Origin of the sequence: Tabrizicola sp. BL-A-41-H6, assembly GCF_050632395.1 — a bacterium.
Taxonomy (GTDB): Bacteria; Pseudomonadota; Alphaproteobacteria; order Rhodobacterales; family Rhodobacteraceae; genus JAUYQR01.
Genome location: NZ_CP192600.1, coordinates 3,457,819 through 3,474,194, shown reverse-complemented (window position 1 = coordinate 3,474,194; position 16,376 = coordinate 3,457,819). Strand labels below are relative to the sequence as shown.

Genomic DNA, 16,376 nt, shown 5'->3' with positions numbered 1-16,376 from the left:
TCTTGTTGCCGGTGGATGAACCATTGCACCCGGCAGTTGGCGATCGAGGATCAAGGTGGCTAGTGGTTAGAATTTGGAGGCGCAGCATTTCCTAATAAACGCTTACCGTCCTCTTCTCAGTTGCGCTCTGGCAAGCACCGTAATCATGGTTTCGCAAGGCGATTCGACCGACCCCACAAAGTCAAGAAAGAGAAGTTAAGTGCGTGCCGTCCATGGAAAACGGGCGCAGAACACCCGAAAATAGATCAGTAATTGTTCTCGCCATGCCTTTGATTTGCTGCCGCCAGCTTTGGAAATCGTCCCACGGCACTCCTGCCGGGGGTTGGATCATTGAGAATTTCCGGCAACTAGTTGCGCGAGCTATCGCGTTACGCACCGCCCTTTCCTTGTCCAACGCAAGCTCGAGAATGCGCGCAGCACTCATGGCGAGACTTCTTTCAGCTCGCATCCCAAGCACCTCTTGGGTCCGACGCAATTCTGACATCGACATATCACGAAGTATTGCCTGAATGGGTACGTCTTGACCGCTTAGAATGAGCCCAGAACGACGCAGCAACTGCCACGAGCTTGATCCAAAGCTTGGGTTCGCTCCTCTGCTGACTTGCTGACTAGCATAGGAGCATAGAAACCACTCCGTAAGAGCCTCGTTCGAAAGGTCCGAACTGGCAGCGGCTTTCCTAAGCAAACTCGGTTTCGCAGGCGTACCCTCAAGAAATTGCGGATGATAAACGCCTTCAGGAAGATAGCCAGTGCGCGCTAAAGACATAGATGTGTTGAATCGATCCCACATAATTTTCTTACGCTCAGCTTCTGAGCTCCAGATTGCATCGCGATATTGTGGCTGACCGATCAGTCGTCCGATGTATTTCTTTCGAAGTGCCGCGTGCCAAGAGATCCAACCGGGCCAATCAATACCAGCGAGCACAAACGCCGTTGCCAAATTCCAAACGTTGCCAAAGACGCTTCCATTTTGATCCTCATTAATCGATTCTTGCAGTTTTTCGCCGGCATCCTGAAAAGTGGACACCATCGGCACGATGAGACCATTGCCCAGGCGGATGTCAAATCGCATCAAAGACTTCGCTCCTATAGTTCGACGTACTGCCGGTCGTGCCTTTTTTCCAGCGCTTGCGACCCTCGATACAGACTATCGTCAGGCTCAGGTTTACGCCAAGATAATTGCATTCAGGCCGGATCAAATGGCGGTACTTAGAAGATCTGTAAGAGCACCGTCTTGATCATTTATGATGCAGCAGGGTAGCCGCTCGAAAGCTGGCCTCGAAGTAGCGAGACACCTCAAGCCAACTTCTGTCATGTCGAGTTGAGGTACTCAAAGCCGACAAGACGGGGTCGCCTGGCGCCGTAGCGGTATCAGAAATGCAGTGGAGAGCTTTCTCGCCTCGCCAAGCGGCAAGGTGCAAAGGTCAATCGACTGGACTTTTTGGAGTTACTGCTGACATCCGTAGATGACATGCGAAGGGGGCAGCTATCCCAATCTTGAAAGCCGTCACCCATACGGAACCCAGAGTATTGCGTATGCTGTTCTATTCGGACGACAACTTCTTGGTCGGACTCAGTGTTTAGGTCAACCTTGGGTTGCGGCAGAGCCATACGAAATCCGCGTGTCGGTTGGTCGATGTGTTCATTCGGCGCCACAGGCGACTCGGACTGCACGTGCACGGCTGATGGCGGCCTGGCCGCGCGGCATCGTTTCCAACGACTCTCTGCAGTTCAGTATCTGCTGCCGGAACGCTAAACCGTCACATCACAGCGTGCTACTGTTGCTGGAGCGGCCCTACAGGCGCTTCTCCGGCGCCCTGGTATCGTTGCGGGAAATCCCTTCGGGGCGTGCATACGGCAATCCTAGGGCCTCTGGAGCGAAACCTATCGGCAACGGGGGGGTGAGAAACGCCATTCGCAGTTTCCTGGGCGCTTGCTTGCATGAGGCGCTAGTCAGGAGTCACATTCCCGTCACGGTCGGTATGGGCGGCAACGACCGCTGGCTGACGCCTTTCGCGAGCCGGACGGGGCGGTGGCGGGATATACGTAGCGACCCATCGGTCGTAGGCCAGAACGTATTTAGTGACAGGGAAACCGCCGGCTATAACATCGATCTGCTTTATGTTCGGGCGGTCGGGCTGGAAGTGGTGGATGCAGCCGCTCATGTCCGCGCATTCGGCGGCGCCAATATGTACAATGCCCACACCTGCCACGGGATCGTAGGCAGTCCGATAAACATGACACATCAGCATTTCGTCATAGCGACCCATGGTATTCTCCTCAGTGCGTTCGACCCATAACAGCCTCAAGCTTAGCCCTTAGTTCAACCCTCTCAGCGTCGGTCAGGGCAGAGAAGTTATAGGCCGGTTCTGCCTTCTGCGCGACCTCGACCACTTGTCCCTCTTTCCAGCCAGCGCGGGCCTTAAGCCAAAAGATTGTGGCTGGGGTTGAACCCTGCTCGATTAGGCGAAATAGCCTCCGCACCACCTTTGCGTTTGCCGTCGCAAGGCCGTGATCCAGCTCATTGCTGTAGTGGCGGCGAAGCGTGTTCATCCCGATGTCGAGCGCCTTCGCGATTGTCCTATTGGGGGTTCCGCCCGCCACTAGCACCTCGACCATATGCCGGAGTTCGTCCGTGGGTAGGTGCTGCGTCATAGCCATGTCCTGCGTGTCCCTGGCTTAGTAAACGCTTAGGCCTTCCTGGGAATGATATGCCAATACCAGGAGAATCTAAACCGTCAGGCCAGGGACGCGCCGGGAAATGCCATGTGTGCACAATTCATATGTACATGATATTGTGAGCACCTATCGGATCGGTATCTCCCACCACGATTGCTTGCCTCGCTTTGCGAAGACAACGCCGATGTCTTCGCGTGCACGTCGCAAGGTGGCCTCAGTGATGCCCTTTGCATCAGCCGCCAGCATGATCTCAGTTTTCTCACGCGGGCCGGACCGAAGTATTTCGTGCAGAAATACCTTGGCGTGTTCCAGTTCGTTTGGCGGGCGTCCTCGGTCTGCTCGATCAGGCTCCCGCAGTAGATGTTCGCCAGTAAGACTGTCGTCCGTGCCCTTCCAAGATATCTTTGGAAAGCCAGACGTTGATGCCTTCAGCTCGAAGAGCACCGTTGGTCCTTCTTTCGCATAGCTGGATTTGTAGTGTGCCACGGCGCGAAGTTCGCGGTCATCCGGGTGGCGGGCTAGGACCAGAGCTGATCGCACCCTTGCGTTGATAGAGATCGATCCTAGTCCGCGTGCCATTGGATTGTCGCCGCCAGATTTTCGCAAATGGCGGACTACGAGGATTGCGCAGTTGTAATCCCGAGCGACTTTGTCCAGGTCCATCATGAAGTGCATAGCATCGTTGGTGCTGTTTGAGTTCAGACCGATCTCCATAAAGGCCATCAAGGGGTCTATCACAACCAGATCGACTGGATTTCCGTCCAACTCCTCTCGAAGTCGTGAGACGCCAAGCTGATCGAGCGTAAAGTGTTCGCTCTGAATTCGAATTCGAGAGATGTCGGCACTGTTTTCCAGCAACCTTGGTTTCAAGACGCGGCCCGGGTCATCCTCGGCCGACATGAAGAGGACCCGACCAGGCTTCATAATTTCTGCGAAGGGCAGGGACCTACCTAGTGTGATTGCCGCCGCCAGGCCGGTCGTGAACGTTGACTTACCAAGACCCGGGTCACCATCGAGGATCGTCATCGCGCCTCGCACTATGTACGGCTTCAGCAGCCACTCAATCTCTTCAACTTTAACGTCATCGAGCGCCTTGAAGTAGTCATCCGGGTCCACGTCATAGCCGGCTACGCTCTGAGCTATGCGTCGGACCTCGCTTTCTGGTAACACGGGGCGGCATTCGCTTTCATTTACGGCCAGCAACGCCGAAGCGATTGTCGCTTCAGCAAAGCCCTGCGCTCGTAGGAACCCACCCACACTGGTAAGTCGTTGGTTTCGAGACCCTTCGGGGATTCCCTTTGTTGGTAGTAGCGTCGCCTTCTTCGTCGTCGTCCGGCTTGAGGGGGCCGTCCATGAGGCAATCTTCGTCTCACCTTGATTGAACTGGTAGATAGCGCCGCTTGCATGGCGACTTGGCGGGGCGACCACATAGCCATTCGAAGTTTTGACGTCCAAGTTCGGAATTTTGAGCGCATTGAAAATATCTGGAGTACTTGTTCGAACGTAGAAGTGCATTCCTCGCGAAGTCTTGACGCTGGCGGTCAGGGGCATCCCAAGCGCCTTCAGCGCATCCACCGCTTCGGCCGTATCGCAGTCAAGCACCACAAGATTCTCAGGCAAAACGATCGCTAGATTTGCGTCAGGATGTTTGCGCAGCGCCGAATTAAAGGTAATTTGGTCCTTCGTTGCACTCTTGTGTCCATGCGGAAACAGTTCGCTGATTGGATGCTTTCCGGGAGACTTACACTTCCCCCCGCATCGGCAACTCCCAGCCTCATCAATTCCATGAAGTAGCAGGACCTTGGCTCCCCGCCGGATGTATTCCTGGCCGACAACCTTTTTGTCGCCGGACAACATAGAATTAGTAATTGTGAAGGTTCGCTTGCTGATATCACGCATCGCTGTCCCCATCACGCGGCGAAGGGCCCGTCGGCCGTGAGGCGATCCAAGCTTCGATTTCGGACAATCGCCAGGCTCGGCGTTTTGCACCAAGCTGGTATCGGAGCGGGAACTTTCCGGTCAGCTCGAGGCGCCGCAGTTGCTCACGAGAGAACGTGATGCCGATCTGGCGTAGGCCCTCGTAGTCGGTTAGAATTTCTTGCATTTCGTCCTCATCGTTGTTGGTGAGGACAGGTACGCACAGCATGCACGCTCGGAAAAAGAGTGAAAAAATTAGGTTATGCTTCGATTTTCTTGAGGATTCTTCGGGCGGCCAGGTCTGCTGTAGTGGACCTTGCCTGTTACTCCGATCGCCTTCTTCCAAGCCTCTTCGAAGCGCTTGTGTGCTGTGCCAAACCTGCGAGCTGCATTCGATTTGAAATAAGGCTTCCGCTGATCAACACCTCGCTGCATCTGATCGACCAACCATGCCAAGCACTCCGCATCAAGCTCCCGTACCGATCTCGGCTGCCTTTCCCTGAGTTGCATTTGGATAAACGCGAGAAGATCGTATCGGTTGACCTCAACGTTCCAGACTTCGCCAGGGGTTGCCCCCAAAGTCATTTTGTCAAAGGACGCGCTGATCCCGCTTGCAAAATGTTTGAGATCCTCCGGATTCGGCCGGTGAGCATCATCGCCATCTTGATCGAGGAAAAACCCTACGTACTCGCTCTTAAAGGCGTCCATTAGGACCTTCCGGATTTCTGAGCACTCTCGCTCATGATTGCCATCGAACAAGTTTTGAGGAACATCTCCATCGAGAAGCACGGACGCCATCAGCCTTCCGGCATCTCGTAAAGTGATCATCGCTGGTGGTAATTTTTCGCTTGTCATCAGAATGCACTTTTCGGCCTGGATGCCTCAGTATGTATCTCAAGAGCGGCTATAGTTTGGCAATGTATTCGCCCCATTGCTCCAGCGCAGATTTCTTTTCCAGGCTGTAAGAGTACCGGTTGTAGATCGCCGCTACACCCGAGATGATACCCGACTTGTGGTTGAGAACTTTCTCGATAACGTGTGGTGACACGCCAATGCGCGCCATGCCTGATGCGGCCGTGCGGCGCAGGTCATGGTACCACCAGCCCTCGGTTCCAACGGCATCATCCAACCGGTCTTTGGCGCGGCCATAGCCCGACACGGGGGTCTTGCCCGTCGTCGTGAACACGTAGTCGGACCCGACAAAGCGGGGAACGCTGCGTAGGAGGTCGAGAACGGACACTGAGAGCGGTACGTCGTGCGCGAGGCCATTCTTGGCGTTTTCGCGCGGGATCGTCCACACTCCGGTCTCAAAGTCGATCGATGACCATTTCATGCCCGAGACTTCGCCGCGGCGCTGTGCAGTTAACAGCAACACCTGTGCGATCGTCCCGAACGGATATCCTTCACGCTTCGCGGCATCCATCAGGCGGGCAAGCTCCCCGTCGGTCAGAACACGATCACGGGCACGCGGTTTGGTCGGTGGTTTCAGGCCAGCGATAGGGTTAACCTCAATCATCCCACGATCGAGTGCCCAATTCATTAGCTTCTTGAGGGCGGACAACGCGTGGTTGGCGCGCCCGGGTGTACCGCTGGCAACGATCGCATCAAGAACGCGAACGACGTCAGGGCGACTGATCTCATCGAGCGGAGATTTGAATAGTGGCACCCACTTCTGCGTCAGCAGGCGTTGTTGCTCAAGCCACCCTTTGTTGCGTGGCTTGGCGTAGATCGCAATGAACATCGGGATGGTCTCGCCCAGTGTCTCACATTTCTCGGGAGGGGTGATGCCGAGCTGAGCGTCGTGCAAAATGGACTGGGCACGTTCTCTCGCATCGGCCAAACCAACCGCGGGATAGGTTCCGATCTTGACGCGCTGAGTGCGGCCGTTGGTTCGCGCAGAGCAGAACCAGGTCTTCCTGCCGGTCGTCGACACGCGAACACCGAATCCCGGAAGCAGTTGGTCGTACACTTCGAGCCGCTTCGGGCCGGGTGCCTTCACGGTCTCGATGTAGCGTGATGTGAGTTTCTGTTTCATACGAGATATATAATCTGTCCATCACCCGAACTCACGGGCTCAAGACAGAAATATCTCAGATTTTCAGACGCTTGTCACCGTTACCCATGTGGCGATATGTGGCGGTATGGGGCGATTTGTGGCACAAGGCCGGGAGGGTACGCCCGACTCCCTTCCTGACGTGATTCGTCTGATAATGCGCAATGTGTCAATGGTACTGTCGGGAGCTGCGGTCGCGGAGAGCCGCCCACGGGCCCACTGTGATCGACCATTTCTCCCTAGGCGGCCAACCAGTCCAAGACGAACGTAACGCGCTCGCAAACCTCATTGCGGACACCCGCTACGCGAGCGGTCTGATGAGCCGGTAAACTACGCCAGATACCCCTGCACTACACTGCCCAAGCAACGAAACAACACCTGCCACCAACCAGCAGGGCGGGCTCAATGGACGGACACAAAGCGATTAAGCCGCAAACTCTCTGGGCAAAAAAGCACCAACTTTACAGAATCTCCGAGACTTTGCAAAATCTGAACATGGCCAAAGCTCTCACAATCTAGCTTTGGCGCAAACTACCATCGGAAAACTGTTCAACTTGTCGGCCCTTAAACAAAATCACTCGTAACACTCTTGGGACGGCAGAAAAGTGCAAAGCACTGTTGAACGCCATGCCCCTGTTTGAGTGGCGCTCGGTGCTCAAGTCTGGGGGGAAGAGGCGAATGCCCCATGCATACAGTCTCAGATACTCTCCTTTTTCAGAGTATTCGAAGCCCACGGCCCCGTCGTGTACAGAATCATTATTATTGTACGCAGCTGTGAGGCTGCTGTGAAAACCCTTTTCAACTGTTGCGCCGCTAGGTGGCAACGGAGAAAAAGTAACAGGGCTACAATACTCAGGGAGTCCACCTAATGAGTGAACGAATACGATCTTGAACGGATTTGGTACGCTAGTATTGTGAACGAGCAATTGCTCCGTCAAGAAGAGAACACACCTATCAAAGTGATCGGACAAAATTATTCACCATAGAGAAGAACAAAGGACAGTACCTTGAACAAACAGCATTTCCGTTGGGATCAAATCCACCTGGGTCTTGCCCATCGACAATGTCGATGAGATCATTGGGCTCGTTGATATGGCCCAAGTGAAGCGCGCCATCACTCTTTCTGTGAATTTGTTGTGAAACACACGCATACACATCCTGGAAGTTGTCAATATAAAGGATGGAGCGACCAGCGTGACAATTGCTTGAATGGTTCACATACTTTGGGCCCTCTTTTCCATATCGACTTGGGTCGCCGAGCAAGCGAAGTGCGCGCGTCTTTAGGCCCGCAAACTTCCTATTCTCCGCAAGATCGATAATTGCAGGCAGTACCGATGAGTAGAATTCTTCCGCATGCCGCTTGTCCAGCTGCATCTCTTTCAGATCATATACAGGAAAGATATTTATGTCGTCGGGCATTAGCACCTCCGAAATCCATTCGAGACGCTGAACGGTTGACCGGAAGTTCGTATTCGAAACGTGCGTATTTATCTCCACTCTAGGAGGTCTTAAGGAACTATCAGCAATCATTCTGGCATTTGATATGACGGTTTCCCAAGATTCCGTTCCGTTGAAGTTCCTACTTTCTTCAGCGTCCATTGAGTGAATCGAGTATCTGATCGTCCGAGGCAAAGCATTAAGCAAACACTGTACTTTTCTCCGGCTGGAGGCCAAAGAAGTATTCACGTCGAATACGGCGGAACTTTCTGAAAATGGGCGCAAAATAGCTTCAAAATTTCGGTGATGCAGAGGCTCACCCCCGGTCAACAGGTAGCCTTGCGCAATTGATCTGGTCTTTAATAGATCAACCAGGCCATTTAGAAAGCGCGGAGTTAGCTCTACTGCGCCGCTCTTAACGTACTGCGTACAATAGCTGCAACGAAGTGCACAAGCGTCGGTGACTTTGAGTGTTATCTGCCAAAACTTGTTGAACTTGCGATTCTCGCTATCAAATGCGGTTAACACATCTCCAGCAATAGTTGGCGGAAGGTCACCAAGTCCAACATCTTCTATTTTCTTTAAGTTCATCTTCTATTTTCTTTAAGTTCATTTTCTATTGTATAGCCTGAATTGTCTTCAACACTTTTCCCATCGTCGAAGACTCTGCAAGGAGCTTGCGAACGTTCTGAGCTTGGGTTTCTTGACGTGCAACTAGACTCTTGTTGGCCAAGACTAGCGGGCACTCGACACCAATGTATCGTTGTGCGATACGAACCGCCTCGAAGGCTAGGTAGTAGCAGTAGGGTTGCGATTTGGACTCCTTCACTACTTTCGTCAATTTGTCATGCGCGATATCTTGGTGGTCAGCGCAAAGAAGACCCAAAGCCTCGATCGTGCTCATTATCATAGGAGAAAATCGATTATGAAATCTGTCGTTGATCTTTCTCACTCTTCTGAGATCTATGTCAGTGGCTGCACGGGGTGCCAGATCTGACCCTTCAAGTTGCCAGATTAGTGCCCACTTTTTTAGCTCCAATGAAAAAATTTGCTCTCGCCATTGATCAACTTCTTCAAAAACAATTTCTTCGACGCTGTCAGATATCCTTTGAACACTCAAGCTTGCCCGACATCTAGCTCGAAACAAGTCTGTCAGCACTTTCACCAGCAGAACGTTGTTCGTGCTAACCAAATCGTTGTCCATGAGCGACCTTAGTATCGTCATGCTTTCTTCCCAGAGTCCAAGATCACTCAATGCGTTTGCTATGCCGCGACAGAGCGAAATGCTTAGACTTGAAGGTTTGGTCTTATCGAGCGCCGCAAGCGAAATCGTTATCGCACTCGTGTGTTCGCCCGATAGCAGATCAGTACGGGCCATCCAGAAATCCGCTTCCGGCTCGGTTAGTTGTTTAATGCAAGTTCGCATCAGCTCCTCGTCGCCAAGTAGAACTGCCGCCTCACATCCTTTTGCTCCAAGAGCAGAAGTGTCTGTGCATAACACTAGCTCCGAGATTGCTCTTGTATCTCTGTTCTCTAGTGCAGCCTCGAACAGCTTTGTCATGTTTCCTCCGACTGTCCGGGAGGCTCGTGCTTCACTTTTCTCTTCAAGTAGCTTGAACAGAAGTTGTAATTTTTCGTCGCTTATCTGCAGCCCGTAGTTTTCGATGTGGGTAACACTAATGTCTCCTGACTTTGAGAAAGCGCCTAGCTCGACCGATGACTTTTTCGTCATATTAGTCAGACTTTGTTACTGTTAACTTTGTTTCAATGTCTTTTGATTTTGCACCGGTCCCAAGCCTAATGTTTCCAGCATTTCCGGTAGAGTTTTCTATAATTTTTACTTCCGAGGAAACCTTTCCACTTTCTGAGTATTTTCCAAGACTTACATTACCTAAAGAACGCTCATCCTTTTTTGCTTCACTCGGCTTCCACCACCAAAACCAACCGGAGATTAAGGCCAAAACCGCTACCACGACGCCGAAGATTGTCCAATCCATTCAATATTTTCCCTTTTTCCAATGGGTCAGGGAGAGCATTGCACAACACTCTGCCGTCTGCAAACTCCAGGATGCGCTTTGTCGTTCCTTTTATCACTACGGTTTGCGCGTTGCTCGTCCACCCTGCTCTTCGGCGGCCCACCTCCCGTTGCTGAGCTTCAGACTACTCGGCTTTGCTCCGTCCAACGCAAGCAGGAGTTCGCCGTCGTCCGCAAAGATTTATGTCCCCATCGCACCGGCAGAGAAGGTCTACAACGCATTCCTAGGGCCGGATCTGGTAGGGTGAGGCAGCTCGGGCTGCTGAACGTCTGCTTATGACTTCAGTGGGCGGTTCCTGCGCATCTGCGGCGAACGTCCGCTGTCCGCCAACCTAGGCCTTCACCGTGCCTGCGATGGGGGAAGTTTGCTTGCTTCCAGCTTAGTTTACCACGAGCAAGGGACGCCGCCATATCAACTTTGCCCACTCCTGCGGAACACGAGCTCCGGCAAGACCGTCTCCCACTCCTCTTGCTTGATGTAAGTCTGGTAGCTCTCCTCGCTGTCAGTCTTGCGCCAGCGCACGATTGCGCCCACCTTGCCTGACACCAAACGGGTTGCTGAGGGTGGTGCCCAGTTTCCAGCCATACGACCGAGCGGTCTGCGATCGCGGTCTAGGATAATCCATTTTCCCTCACGCAGTTCCAGGGTCACCGGGTCGTCGACCTGCGATGCGGCTATTGCGAAATGTGTCGGGTTCGTATTGGGTAGCCGACCGGCATAGGAAAGATCAACCGAGGACTGATCTGGCACTTGGTACTGGTCTGGTTCTTGAAGATCGATCCGACGCGGCATTTCAACCTTGCGCAAAACTTCACTGTCGCTGTCCGCCCGCACGAAGGCATGTTCCCCGCTGGTTACCACTGCGAGGCTGCGGCGGGCGCGGGTCATGGCGACATAGAAGAGACGGCGAGGGGCTTCGCCATCCTCGCCTTGCGAAAGCGTCTTCCACCCTCCGTTGAGTATCACCACATGGTCGAATTCGAGCCCTTTGGAGCGGTGGGCGGTCAGCAGCAAAAGTCCACGCTGCCCGCCACGGACATCCCGCGCCCATTCGGCAAGCCATTCGATTGTATCGGGAACGGGGATCGTCTTTTTGCCGAGTTCGCGCGCAAGTTCTGCGATCCCTTCCGCAATGAGATCGATCCAGCGGTTTGACGATTGCTCATTGAGTACATCGAGAAGGCCTTGGATCGTGAACATCTCTGCTTGGCGCTTACGCAAGCCGGATACGAAGCGCTGCATCTCGCGAAGGCGCCAGATGCTCGGGAGCTTTTCGTTGGCCATTTCGACGGGCAGCCCCAGCTTTTCGGCATAGGCACGCACCGGACCGAGTCGCCGCCAGTCTCGAGAAATGATTGCCGCGCGCGCCCAGCTGAAGTCAGGGTCAAGACGCGAGATGCGGACAAGCTCGTCCACCGCTGCCGTCGCTTGTGCAACGTCGTCGTTCGCCACATCAAGGAACTGCACACGGCCCTTGCCGACCGGGTCGTAGCTCGCCATCGCTCCACCGCCCGGGTCAAGGCTGCGCATTTTGTCCACAGTAATCGGGTGCCCCGACTTCATGCGCGCGCGAGCGGATTCGATGACTTGGTTTGCGGCGTCGATGATGTAGCGGGTCGAGCGGTAGTTCTCGGTCAGAAAGCTAGGCTTAGCGCGGTAGTCTTCTTCGAACTGGCGAATGAACGAGACCTTGGACCCTTTGAAGGCATAAATATTCTGATCGTCGTCGCCCACAGCAAAGAGGCTTAGCCGCTGATCGGGATCTTCGAGAGAGCGCCCGGCCACGGCTGCGATGAGCGCGTATTCGACCTCGCCAACGTCCTGATACTCGTCCACCAGGATCCAACGATAGCCCGGGATGAGCGCCTCACGTTGTGCCTCAGCCTCGGATCGGCTTAGCCCTTCTCCGTTGATCTGGCGCACTGCCTCCGCCACGACCGCGTCGAAATCCTGTTGTTCCGTTGCCTCGCCTGCAAAGCTTGCTCCCACCAGCCGCATCGCAAAAGCGTGGCAGGTAGACACGGTGACGCGCGCAGCCTCCTCACCGACCAGCTTGCGCAGGCGGGCGCGAATTTCGGCCGCTGCGTGCCGGTTGTAAGTCATCACGAGAATTCCCTGCGGGTCTTCGCGTTTCACCCTGAGCAAATAGGCGATGCGATGGACCAGAACCCGCGTCTTGCCTGACCCAGGCCCAGCCAACACCAGCACATTGGTCGCTTCGCGATCATCGGCGACGATCTCCTGCTGGACTGGATTGCTCAGGTCATCAACGATCTGCTTCCAGGCCTTGCCAGTGGTCTGGCGGCGGATTTCCACGTTGCGACCTGGCATCCAGCGCTGCAGAAAACTGTCCTGATCGAGGGCAAAGTAGTCTTCGGCAAGGCGCACAGCCTCGTCGATCTGCTCCAAACCCTTTTCGGCATAGGCCGCCATGACATGGGTCTGCACAGTCTGTTCGCGATAGTGCTCTTCGAGGGGCAGGAAGTCCTTTTTGGCAAAGCCTGAACGTCCCGGATTCAGGTAGATGGTCATCGCCGAGCGAAAGACGGTCAGCCCTTTGCCAAGCGTCATCACCTGCTGCTCGTGCAGCCACAGTAACGCGCGCTCCATCAGCTTGGTCATGTCCTTCACGCCAGATGACTTGACCAGGGCATCCCCGGTCAATGCCCCCAGGAGGTCGCCGATGGTAGTTTCGACCTGAATGTCCTTGCCGCGGGCCCCTGCTGGCGCTTTGCCTATCAGGAATTCAAGAAGTTTCTCTGCTGCCATCCAGCGCACATCAGCCGTCTGCTCGACAACGCGCCATGATCGCTGCAAGACCACCTCAAGTGTCTTGCTCGACAACTTCCGCAGGCGGATGTTGCCACGCCCGCCATCGCTGTCGCGCCCGTCCCGCTCGATGCTGCGCAGAAGGCGGTCAAGGATATGCGGGCTAGCATCTTCGTGCCCTTCACCGCGCAAGAGCTGGCAGGCCGCCGCGAGATCAAGCGGCATGCGATCGCCAATATCAGCCTCGGGAGCAAGTTCGCGCATCCGCGCAATAAGTGCCCTTTCCAGTCGCACTGCTCGAACCAGGCGCTGGCTCGATTGATTCTCGATTCCAATGTGAACCGCGACCGTAATGGCAATGTCATTGCGCGCTATGCCAAGGGTCTCCAGATCCGCCATCGCCTTGCTCAGCGACCGGTGAGAAAGCCCGCTGATGCCAGTCAGCTCATCTGTCGAAATGCCCTGATCTGCGGGCGTATTCATCACATGTTCGACGATGGTCAGAAGCTGCTCACGGCGCGCCTGGGTGATGTCCGCCCCGTTCAACCGGGCCTTGGCCTCTTCCAGTGTGCGGACCAGGAGGGAAGACGGAAAGACTTGCACCCGGTTTTCTTCGCGTGAGACCAGCGCCGCCTCTTCAAGCCAAGAAACGGCAGTCTTGACGCGTGTGTCATCCGTGGCGCTGTCGCGCACAAACTCTCGATCCTTCTCTTCGCGCACTATCTCGCCGGGCGTTGCCACGACCTTGCCGCTGTTGCGGGTGTGCTCGTCGATGCGGCGCAGTGCCTTCAGTATGGCGCCAATCTCATGGCGTTCGAGGCGTGACCGCGCTGTGAGGGTGAACTGCCGCTCAACGTCGTCCGTGTGATAAAGCAGCACACATTCGGCAGGTGCCCGGTCGCGCCCGGCTCGACCCGCTTCTTGTAGGTAGTTCTCAAGAGACCCTGGGATGTCGGCATGGACGACGAGACGGATATCGGGCTTGTCGATACCCATCCCGAAGGCGTTAGTGGCCGCAATCACGCGTAGATCGCCCACGCGGAAGCGCTCTTGAACAGTCCGCTTCTCTTCGGCCGTCAGGCCTGCGTGGAAATGTTCTGCTGCCAGCCCTTGGCTTTTCAGAAAGTCGGCAACGCGCTCTGTCTCTTTGCGGGTCGCACAGTAGACCACAGCCCCCGATTTTTCGCCCGAGGGCAGTCGCTCTGTAACGGCGGTCAGGATGTCGCCAAGTTTGCTTTCCTTGCCAGTCGCCAGCACCGAGAACTTGAGGTTTGTACGGGTGGCACCGCCGTCGAACAACTCCAGTCCGACGTTTAGACGCTCGCGAAAATGCTCGGTTATGTCGCGGACTACCTCGGGTTTGGCTGTAGCCGTCAGGCAAAGCACGGGCGCGGGCTTTGTGTCGCCCGAGAATTCACGAATGAAGCGAGAGATGTAGCGGTAGTCAGGTCGGAAGTCGTGCCCCCATTTCGAGACGCAATGCGCCTCATCTAAGACCCAGAGACCCACTTCGCGTTGTGCCAGCACCGAACGGATCGAGATGCTGCGCAACTGCTCGGGCGAGATCAGCAAGATCGCCGCTTGGCCCATCCGCACCCGATCAAGTGCATCTTGACGTTCGGGCATCGAAAGCATGCCGTTGATCGTCACGGCGGACGAAATCCCTGCACGCTCCATCCCCTGTACCTGGTCGACCATGAGCGCCACTAGCGGCGATATGACCACCGTCAGCGCCCCGGTTTTCTCATAGAGGCTAAGTGCCGGCACCTGATAGCAAACCGACTTTCCGGTGCCAGTTGGCAGGATTCCAAGCACGTTCGCATGCTGCATGGTTTCTGCCACGATGACTTCTTGCAGGGGCCTTCCGTCGGTGTGCGCCGGTTGGGGACGGTAGCCAGCAAAACCAAACCACCGCTCGAGCGCGCTATTCGGGTTGTTCATCTTTGCGCACCAGTCGCATGCGCGAGCGCCGCAATTGGTATCGCGTAATTCGTGCACGAGAAGGGCGGCTTGAGGAAAGCTGGCCCGGACCCAAGGCGGCATCACGGACTCCCCGCCCGAAACTGAGATCCAGGCAAGGGCATATGCCATCGGCCAGCCCATTTTGGGGTCGGACAGCTTCTCAAGGACCGCCCCGATCTGTGCGTCACAAGCCTTGCCTTCAAGCAGCGTTCTGATCGCCGAAAGCGCCTCGGCGCGATCAGGCACGGGCGATTTGCGGATATGTTTGAAGACCGCATCGAACCCTCCAGCGCGGTCCGTGCGGGTTGCAAGGAAATGATAGGCCAGCAAGGCTTCTGGCGACTGTACCTCAATCTCGGTCAGCGCCTTGATCTGGTTTTCTAGCACCTCGAAGACCAACCGTGCATCACGCTCGGGGTCGTTCACATGCCCCGCCTGCAAGCGACCGTCATGATAGTGCTTCACAAGGTGGTGGTAGGGGTTGCGCGGAAACGCCAGAGGATTGAGCCAGAGCGTATCGATCGGGGCGGCCATCTTTGCGGCCAGCCGCGGGCGCTTCGCCAGAAGGTGCTCGATATCGTGGCGGAGGATGTTATGGCCAAGTACGTGCGGGGTTTTCGCAAGCGCTTTTTCGAGTTGGTCGAGCCCCTGTTTGATGTTGCCTTTGGGCGCCACAACCGCAGGCCCATCGCCGAACCGCACCGCAGCCATGTCAAAGATCTCGATGGTCTTTGGGTTGACCTCCAGATCAACTGACAGACACTGCTCGAGTAGGGGCCTTTTGTCTTCGGCCTTCGGTCTGAGGAAGTTCAGAAAAGCCATAAAGCCCAGTGCGATAGTAATCGATGAGCGACCTTAGAGCGCGACATCTTTTACCGCAACAGAACAAGTCCGGCTCAGAAATTGGGCTGTCCCACCAAAGCGTGGTTTCCTGGGTCACACGCCAGGGTGCCGCGTTCGGCTCCCGACTTCCCGGCAGTATTGTACCGGAGGTCGCCAACGAAGTTGGTCCGATCGATACGAAGGAGCCAAACCTTGGGTAGCGTATGGGTGCGGCTGCCCCATGTGGTTGTATGACCGGGTATGACCGCATATGTGGCGTCTGGTGCCGAGACCACTATATTTCTCAATCGGTTAAGGTGGTGACATGTGGCGGTATGTGGCGGTATGTGGGCCATTCAGGACCAATTGAAAATCCGCGTGTCGCTGGTTCGATTCCGGCTCTGGGCACCAATTAAATACCTGATTTCAATAAATATTATATGTTATCCCGGCGCGGATTGTTTTCGCCGGCCCGTGTGGGCTACATCTGAGCTACAATCGTGTGCGCGTCGGGTTTTGGGAGATCTGTCAATATTGCGTGGGCATTTCTCTCTCCAAGTCGACAGACCCCACCTGAGAACCTTGATCAGTTTGTGATCGGAAACCATTCTCGCCATGCAGTTCGAATAGCAAGGCTGCTTCCAGCGACCGGTGGGGAAAGGTGATACGACTAGCCAGCCGCCTGAGCAGGCCCATCAATA

The 16,376-nt window shown here is 55.1% G+C and carries 11 protein-coding genes; all 11 read right to left on the bottom strand.

Features of this window, described 5'->3' with window-relative positions; translation table 11 throughout:
* Positions 1 to 181: 181 nt before the first annotated feature.
* Positions 182 to 1,075, bottom strand: a complete 894-nt coding sequence (locus ACROUL_RS17075; protein WP_431300638.1) for a hypothetical protein — start codon at positions 1,073 to 1,075, stop codon at positions 182 to 184.
* A gap of 874 nt (positions 1,076 to 1,949) precedes the next feature.
* Entirely contained in the window at positions 1,950 to 2,270 is a 321-nt protein-coding gene (locus tag ACROUL_RS17070; protein ID WP_431300637.1) for a hypothetical protein, read from the bottom strand.
* A 10-nt stretch (positions 2,271 to 2,280) separates the two neighbouring features.
* Entirely contained in the window at positions 2,281 to 2,655 is a 375-nt protein-coding gene (locus ACROUL_RS17065; RefSeq protein WP_431300636.1) for a hypothetical protein, read from the bottom strand.
* Positions 2,656 to 2,805: 150 nt separating this feature from the next.
* Positions 2,806 to 4,578, bottom strand: coding sequence for an AAA family ATPase (locus tag ACROUL_RS17060; RefSeq protein ID WP_431300635.1), 1,773 nt, complete (start codon positions 4,576 to 4,578; stop codon positions 2,806 to 2,808).
* On the bottom strand, positions 4,571 to 4,783 hold the full coding sequence (locus tag ACROUL_RS17055) for a helix-turn-helix transcriptional regulator (protein ID WP_431301333.1): 213 nt from the start codon (positions 4,781 to 4,783) through the stop codon (positions 4,571 to 4,573). Before ACROUL_RS17055 ends, ACROUL_RS17060 begins: the two co-directional genes overlap by 8 nt.
* 68 nt (positions 4,784 to 4,851) lie before the next feature.
* Entirely contained in the window at positions 4,852 to 5,451 is a 600-nt protein-coding gene (locus ACROUL_RS17050; protein WP_431300634.1) for a hypothetical protein, read from the bottom strand.
* Between the two features lie 49 nt (positions 5,452 to 5,500).
* Positions 5,501 to 6,631 carry a tyrosine-type recombinase/integrase gene (locus ACROUL_RS17045; RefSeq protein ID WP_431300633.1) on the bottom strand — a complete coding sequence of 377 codons (1,131 nt, stop codon included), beginning with the start codon at positions 6,629 to 6,631 and terminating at the stop codon, positions 5,501 to 5,503.
* A gap of 972 nt (positions 6,632 to 7,603) precedes the next feature.
* Entirely contained in the window at positions 7,604 to 8,677 is a 1,074-nt protein-coding gene (locus ACROUL_RS17040) for a radical SAM protein (protein ID WP_431300632.1), read from the bottom strand.
* Positions 8,678 to 8,702: 25 nt separating this feature from the next.
* On the bottom strand, positions 8,703 to 9,647 hold the full coding sequence (locus ACROUL_RS17035; RefSeq protein ID WP_431300631.1) for a hypothetical protein: 945 nt from the start codon (positions 9,645 to 9,647) through the stop codon (positions 8,703 to 8,705).
* 172 nt (positions 9,648 to 9,819) lie between these two features.
* A complete protein-coding gene (locus ACROUL_RS17030; RefSeq protein ID WP_431300630.1) occupies positions 9,820 to 10,083 on the bottom strand; it encodes a hypothetical protein in 264 nt (87 codons plus the stop codon).
* 450 nt (positions 10,084 to 10,533) lie between these two features.
* Positions 10,534 to 15,564: a RecQ family ATP-dependent DNA helicase gene (locus ACROUL_RS17025; RefSeq protein ID WP_431301332.1), complete on the bottom strand. Its 5,031-nt coding sequence runs from the start codon at positions 15,562 to 15,564 to the stop codon at positions 10,534 to 10,536.
* Between the last annotated feature and the right edge of the window lie 812 nt (positions 15,565 to 16,376).

Coding starts and splice junctions, on each gene's coding strand:
- ACROUL_RS17045 (WP_431300633.1), bottom strand. CDS start 6,631: ATGAAACAGAAACTCACATCACGCTACATCGAGACCGTGAAGGCACCC.
- ACROUL_RS17055 (WP_431301333.1), bottom strand. CDS start 4,783: ATGCAAGAAATTCTAACCGACTACGAGGGCCTACGCCAGATCGGCATC.
- ACROUL_RS17070 (WP_431300637.1), bottom strand. CDS start 2,270: ATGGGTCGCTATGACGAAATGCTGATGTGTCATGTTTATCGGACTGCC.
- ACROUL_RS17060 (WP_431300635.1), bottom strand. CDS start 4,578: ATGCGTGATATCAGCAAGCGAACCTTCACAATTACTAATTCTATGTTG.
- ACROUL_RS17040 (WP_431300632.1), bottom strand. CDS start 8,677: ATGAACTTAAAGAAAATAGAAGATGTTGGACTTGGTGACCTTCCGCCA.
- ACROUL_RS17030 (WP_431300630.1), bottom strand. CDS start 10,083: ATGGATTGGACAATCTTCGGCGTCGTGGTAGCGGTTTTGGCCTTAATC.
- ACROUL_RS17065 (WP_431300636.1), bottom strand. CDS start 2,655: ATGACGCAGCACCTACCCACGGACGAACTCCGGCATATGGTCGAGGTG.
- ACROUL_RS17025 (WP_431301332.1), bottom strand. CDS start 15,564: ATGGCTGCGGTGCGGTTCGGCGATGGGCCTGCGGTTGTGGCGCCCAAA.
- ACROUL_RS17035 (WP_431300631.1), bottom strand. CDS start 9,647: ATGACAAAGCTGTTCGAGGCTGCACTAGAGAACAGAGATACAAGAGCA.
- ACROUL_RS17050 (WP_431300634.1), bottom strand. CDS start 5,451: ATGACAAGCGAAAAATTACCACCAGCGATGATCACTTTACGAGATGCC.